At 71.7% G+C, this 5,529-nt stretch carries 7 protein-coding genes; 2 read left to right on the top strand and 5 right to left on the bottom strand.

Features of this window, described 5'->3' with window-relative positions; translation table 11 throughout:
* The 5 genes from H1A17_RS33175 to H1A17_RS33155 all read right to left on the bottom strand — a co-directional run.
* Window positions 1–1,744, bottom strand: a 1,744-nt coding sequence (locus H1A17_RS33175) for a hypothetical protein (protein ID WP_194823731.1), incomplete at its 3' end; no start/stop codon positions are given.
* A 48-nt stretch (window positions 1,745–1,792) separates the two neighbouring features.
* A complete protein-coding gene (locus tag H1A17_RS33170; protein ID WP_145921570.1) occupies window positions 1,793–2,164 on the bottom strand; it encodes a hypothetical protein in 372 nt (123 codons plus the stop codon).
* Window positions 2,157–2,558: a YbaB/EbfC family nucleoid-associated protein gene (locus H1A17_RS33165; protein WP_088644221.1), complete on the bottom strand. Its 402-nt coding sequence runs from the start codon at window positions 2,556–2,558 to the stop codon at window positions 2,157–2,159. Before H1A17_RS33165 ends, H1A17_RS33170 begins: the two co-directional genes overlap by 8 nt.
* 108 nt (window positions 2,559–2,666) lie before the next feature.
* On the bottom strand, window positions 2,667–2,957 hold the full coding sequence (locus H1A17_RS33160; RefSeq protein WP_145921571.1) for a WXG100 family type VII secretion target: 291 nt from the start codon (window positions 2,955–2,957) through the stop codon (window positions 2,667–2,669).
* 80 nt (window positions 2,958–3,037) lie between these two features.
* Window positions 3,038–3,397, bottom strand: a complete 360-nt coding sequence (locus H1A17_RS33155) for a WXG100 family type VII secretion target (protein WP_228544714.1) — start codon at window positions 3,395–3,397, stop codon at window positions 3,038–3,040.
* A gap of 248 nt (window positions 3,398–3,645) precedes the next feature.
* Between H1A17_RS33155 and H1A17_RS33150 the strand changes: the two genes are divergently transcribed.
* The gene (locus H1A17_RS33150) at window positions 3,646–4,692 is read left to right on the top strand and encodes a WXG100 family type VII secretion target (protein WP_145921572.1); all 1,047 of its coding nucleotides are present in this window, start codon (window positions 3,646–3,648) and stop codon (window positions 4,690–4,692) included.
* 15 nt (window positions 4,693–4,707) lie between these two features.
* A partial coding sequence (locus H1A17_RS33145) for a WXG100 family type VII secretion target (protein ID WP_375372853.1) occupies window positions 4,708–5,529 on the top strand: 822 nt, incomplete at its 3' end.

The raw sequence follows: 5,529 nt of genomic DNA, 5'->3' as shown, positions 1-5,529 counted from the left end.
CCAGGTCGGTGCGTTGCGGCAGGTCGGCCGGGGGCAGCTCGGGCCGTGGCGGGTGGGGGCCACCCGGGCCGCCGGGGGCGGGTCCGTCGCCGTCGACCACCGTCGGGTCGGGTGACCGGACGCCGTCGCGGGCGAGCACGGTGCCGTCGGCGGCGATCGCCCCGCCGTCGAGCCGTTGGCCGTCGCCGTCGACGTGGGCCCAGACCGCGCCCCGCTCGCTGTAGGTGACCCGCAGGCCGGCGGCCCGGTCGACGGCGGCCATCCCCTCGGGGAGCACCATCACGTCACGCCCGATCCGCAGGTTCATCCCGCCGACCCGGACGGTGTCCAGTTTGTTCTGCGCGCCGAAGATGACGCCGGCCTTGGCCCCCTCCGCGCCGCCGTGCAGCATGTTCTGGAGGTCGAACCTGCCCTGGGCGGCGTCGGTCGCGCCGGTCACCAGGGCGCCGGTGACCCCGCCGCCGATGACGTGGCCGGGGATGCCACCGAACATCGACGCCCCGAACAGCCCACCCTGGACGGTGGAGACGCCGAGCTGGCCGAGGTCGAGGCTGGACCGTTCGCCCCCGGCGATCTGGTACATCTGGCCCAGCAGGTTGCCGCCGCCCATGAACGCCGCCCCGAACGCCACCCGCTGGCCCAGGTACTTCGTCAGCTCCCGGCCGAAGGTGGTGGTGGCGATCTCGCGGGTCGCGTACTGGCTGAGGGTGGCCCGGCTGAGCTGCTCGAACGCCTCGGTGCCGGCCAGTCGTACGCCGCCACGGGCGGCGAGGTCGGTGCCGACCCGGGCACCGAACCTGCGTAGCAGCTGTTCCTCGATCTCCCGGGCGAGCTGGTTGCGGGCGGCGAGCAGGCTCCGCCCGGCCAGCCGTCGGGACTCCAGCCCGGCCTCCCGGCCGAGTTGGCGCAGCAGTTCCCGGTTGGTGACGCCGCGCAGCCACTGACCGGCCATCCGGTCGGCGACCGACCGGGCGATGACGTTGCGCGGCAGGGTGTTGCGGGCGAGGTTGCCGGCGCCCTGCCGGATCACCGTCGGCAGGGTCTGCCGGACGAAGGTGGGGACCTGGGTCCGCGCGAAACGCGGCAGCTGGGTGGTGACCAGCCGGGGGACCTGGGTACGGACCAGGTTCGGCAACTGGGTCCGGACCAGGGTCGGCAGGGTACGGGTCAGCAGCGCGGTCACCTCGGCGAGGGCGGCGCGTACGGAGATGCTGCCGATGGCCCGTACCGCGTTGGTGGCGGCGGCCCCGATCGCGGCCCGGCAGGCGGCGAACGCCCCCGGGATGCCGGCGGTGGACAGGCCGAGTGACGGGATGGCGGCGGCGACCAGCATGAACAGCGAGACGGCGAGCATGATCAGGCCGAGCAGGGCCATGAACTTCATCAGCTCGATCTGGAGGCCGAAGCTCTGTACCGCCTCCTCCATGGAGGCGAGGGTGTCGACCGTGCCGGCGAGCGATTCGAGGTAGGACAGCCATTCCCGGGTGAACACCTCGGCGGCCCCGTCGCCGCTCCAGTTGGTCAGGATGCCGTCGGCGGCGTGCACCGCCTCCTCGTAGAAGGCGGCGAGTTCCTGCGTCGCGGCACCCCAGGCGTCGGAGAGTTCGTAGACGGCGTCGATGTCCGACTCGGGGATCTTGCCGATGAGGATCTCGCCGACGGTGGAGCGGACACCCGGGATGGCGGCTTCGAGGTCGGAGAACCACTCCAGGATCTCGGCGAGGGCGTGGTCACTCTCGCTCACGCGGGGTCCTCCCCGGCATCGTCGGGTTTCCCGGCCGGTCGTCTCGGGTCAGTGCCGGCCACCGGCCCGGTCGATGTCGGTGGCGTTGTCGTCGTCGGTGCCGGTGTAGCTCCACATGGCGTCGGCCACGTACGCGCCGAGCTTGTCCATCGCCTCGCCGAGCTTGGGCACGGTGGCCTTGACGGCCTCGTTCATCTGCTGCCCGCCGCCGCCGGGAACCTCGACCGACTTGTGGTACGTCTTGAGGAACTCCTCGGTGAACTCGTCGCGCGGCAGCGTCCCGGGCGCGGCCTCCAGCCCGGTGATGGCACCGAGCTTGCCGTCCATCGCGGTGGACATCGACTGCCCGTTGATCCGGAGCCGGTTGGCGATGCCGAGGATGTCGGCGACGCTCGTCCTGATCTCGACGAAGCTACTCATCGTCGTCCCCCTTCAGGCGCACGTCGGCGTCGTGACTGTGCAGCAGCTTCTCCAGCTGCGCGCCGCCGGGGGCCATCCGGCGCAGGTCGGGGGCGAGGCTGCCGTCGAGGATCTCGCGGGACTGCTCGGCGGCGTCCTCGACGGCGAGGCGGACGGTAGCCACGATGGTGGCGGCGAGGGCCTTGGAGTTGGGGTTGCGGAACACCCGGGGGTCGATGTCCAGCTCCAGCAGGTGCCCCCGGGGGCCGACGACCGCCTTGACGGTGCGGTCGTCCGACCAGGCCGTGCCGGTCACCCGGAGCATCCGGCGCTGTACGTCGTCCATTCCGGACCAGGCCTTCTTGAGGTCACCGATCATGGCGGTCAACGCGCCGAAGTTCGGTCGTTCCTCCATCGTCCCTCCCCCGAGGTCCCTTCCGACGGGCAGCCTAACCGGGGCGGCCCGGCCCGGCTGCCCCACCGGTCCGACGCCCTCCGGGCCGGAGGGCGTCGGACCGGACGGTCACATGCCGGCGGCGATCTGCTGGTCGACCTGCTGCATCCGCTCGGCGGACGCGCCGAGCTTCACGCCGACCCGGGTCAGCGCCTCCTTGATCTCGGTGGCGCCCTGGTTCCACTTCTGCCGGGCCTCGTCGCACGCCTGCCCCGCCGGGCCCTGCCAGTCGGCCGCGAAAAGCTGGGTGAACTGGGTGTAGAGGTCCTGGAGGCTGCCGTCCATCTGGCCCTGGTAGGTGCCGATGGCGGTGGCCACATCGGAGATCTGGCCGAAGTTGTAGGTGATGGGACTGCTCACTGGAAGGTCACCTTTCGCTGGTCACAGCGGCACGGATCGCCCGGGGAGGGCCGACGTGGCCGCGGCGGATACCGGCGGCGTCAGCCGCGCAGGATGCTCATCACGCTGGCGTCGCCGGTCTCGGCGGCGGCGTTGCGGATCTCGGTCGCGGCGTCCTCGTCGTTCATGCCGTACTGCGTGGCGGCGCTGGTCATCTTGCCGGACAGTTCGTCGAGCGCCGAGATGATCTTCTTCAGGCCGTCGTTGAGCTGCACGGAGACGTCCTGAAGCGCGTTGTTGGCCGAGCCGCGCATGCCGCTGCCGCCCAGCGCCTGCACCCGTTCGACGAGCCGCGCCATGCCCAGTGCGAGGCCCTCACCGGTCTCGTTGCACCGTTTCGCCATCGCGTTCAGCTGTTCCTGGGTGGCGTGAACCTGACCCAGTCCCGGAGTGTCGGTCAAGGTGGACTCACCCGCTCCTCTGCTTGCGCCCCCCGGTCAGGGAAGCGTCCCCTTGATGGTGGTGGCCGTCGTGGCCGACCCTGACGGTAGCGCCCCGTAACGAATCGGGCCACCTCACTTCGTCCGAAGTGGCTGGTCGGGGAGGAGACGGCGGTGGTACCGGGTCCCGGCGGTGGTCGGCAGCGGTTACGCTCGGGGCGATTTCCGGTGAGACTCGGGCGGGGGCCCGCCGCACCAGGGGAGGTTCGGTGGCGGAGGACGACGGCAGCAACCCGTACCAGCACGAGACCGACCAGAACACCCGGACCGACTGGCTGGCCGATCAGAAACCCGTCGACGTCGATCCGGACGGGCTGGTCGACTACGGCAAGAACATGGTCGTCATCCAGGAGAACCTGCAGAGCCACGGCGGCCGGTTGAGCCAGCTCGGCCAGTTGCCGCACCGCGCCTGGGAGGGTGCCGCGCTGCCCGAGGGCGTCTACATCCGCACCCAGCTCACCCTCAACTACGCCGAGTTCCAGCAGTACCTGACCTACCTGGGCGCGGCGCTGACCAACATCGGCATGGCCGCGCAGACGGTGGCGGACGCCTACGCCAACACCGACGGCTGGTCGGCGGCCTCGCTGGACGCGGTCCGGTTCGCCTTCGGCGACGCCGACGCGCCGCGTCCCGCCGGGCTGCCGCCGTTCGTCTCCGGCAAGACCTGGTGGGACCAGTACCTCGAAACGGTGTCGAGCGGGCAGGCCGGCACCGCGCCGACCCCCGAGCAGTTCGTCGACCAGGGCCGGCCCCGGGTCGCCCCGGACGGCAGCATCACCTTCACCGCGCTCGGCCCCGGCGGCGTGGTGCGCACCATCGTGCAGCGGTCGCTGCCCGGTGGCGTGGGCACCGAGACGGTCACCACCACGACCGACGCCACCGGCAAGGTGCTCGACAGCAGCACCAGCCGGACGACCACGGTCGTCACCGGCACCTCGACGGTGGTCACCACCACCAACACCGACGCGGAGGGCCGACGCACCGGCGGCAGCCGGGAGACCACGTCGTACGGCGTCGACGGCGGTCGTACGGTGACCAGCGAGCAGCTCGACGCCGGGGACAGGCCGACCGCCACCCGGGTCGACGCGCAGCACGCCGACGGGACGCACACGATCACCACGACCGACGGCAGGGGCACCGTCACCCAGGAGCTGCACATCGGTCAGGACACCGAGGGCGTGGACCCGGCCGAGTTGACCGACTCCCCCGCCAAGCGGGCGCTGGACGAGATCAAGCGGCACGACTACGGCATCTGAGCCCGGGAGGACACCATGGCCGACTACTGGGGTGCCCAGGCGACGTACGCGCACGGCGGCCCGCGCGGCGAGGGCACCCGGTACGTCATGCCGCCGGAGAACCCGGACCTGAAGTTCACCCCGGCACCGGGCGGCGAGGGCGGGGCCACCATCGAGACGGTCCGCCAGCAGGTGCTGGGGCAGCACCCGGAGGACATCTCGGCGCTGGCCGACCAGTGGCAGAACGCCTACAACCTGTTGCAGAGCATCCACCAGCAGCTGCTGTCCGCCAGTCAGACCCTGCACGACGAGCACTGGCAGTCGCCGCAGGCCCGGGACGCGTTCCTCAAGGCGGGGCCGGGCAAGACGCTGGCGTACCTCGACGAGTGGATGGACGCGGCCCAGCACAACGTGACCGCGCTGCGGGCGATGGTCGGCATCGCCCGGGACTCCCGGGCGGAGATGGAACGCCTCTGGACGGAGTACCGGGAAGCCATCGACGACGCGAAGAACTCCGACGGCTGGACGCAGTTCTCCGAGGGCTTCAAGCAGGGCTTCACCCTGGGTCTGTACGACGGCGAGAAGGGCATCCAGGCGGCCGAGGCCGAGGCGGTGCGGGAGAAGCAGGAGGAGTACAACCGCCGGGCGCAGGAGTTGGCCCGGCGCACCGCCGACGACTACTTCGACACGTTGAGCAAGGTCAGTGGCGGGCACGGTCCGCCGTTCTTCCCGATGGACGCGGTGCTCAACCCGGTCGGTCATCCGCCGTGGCGCGGGCCGGTCGGTGCCCCGCCGCCGGTGGGGCCGCCCGGCGCCCGCCCGCCGGGGGTCGGGGCGACCCCGCCGCCGACGTCGGTG

This window comes from Micromonospora sp. S-DT3-3-22 (assembly GCF_015354745.1).
Classification (GTDB): domain Bacteria; phylum Actinomycetota; class Actinomycetes; order Mycobacteriales; family Micromonosporaceae; genus Micromonospora; species Micromonospora wenchangensis.
This window is presented reverse-complemented; position numbering and strand designations above follow the sequence as displayed.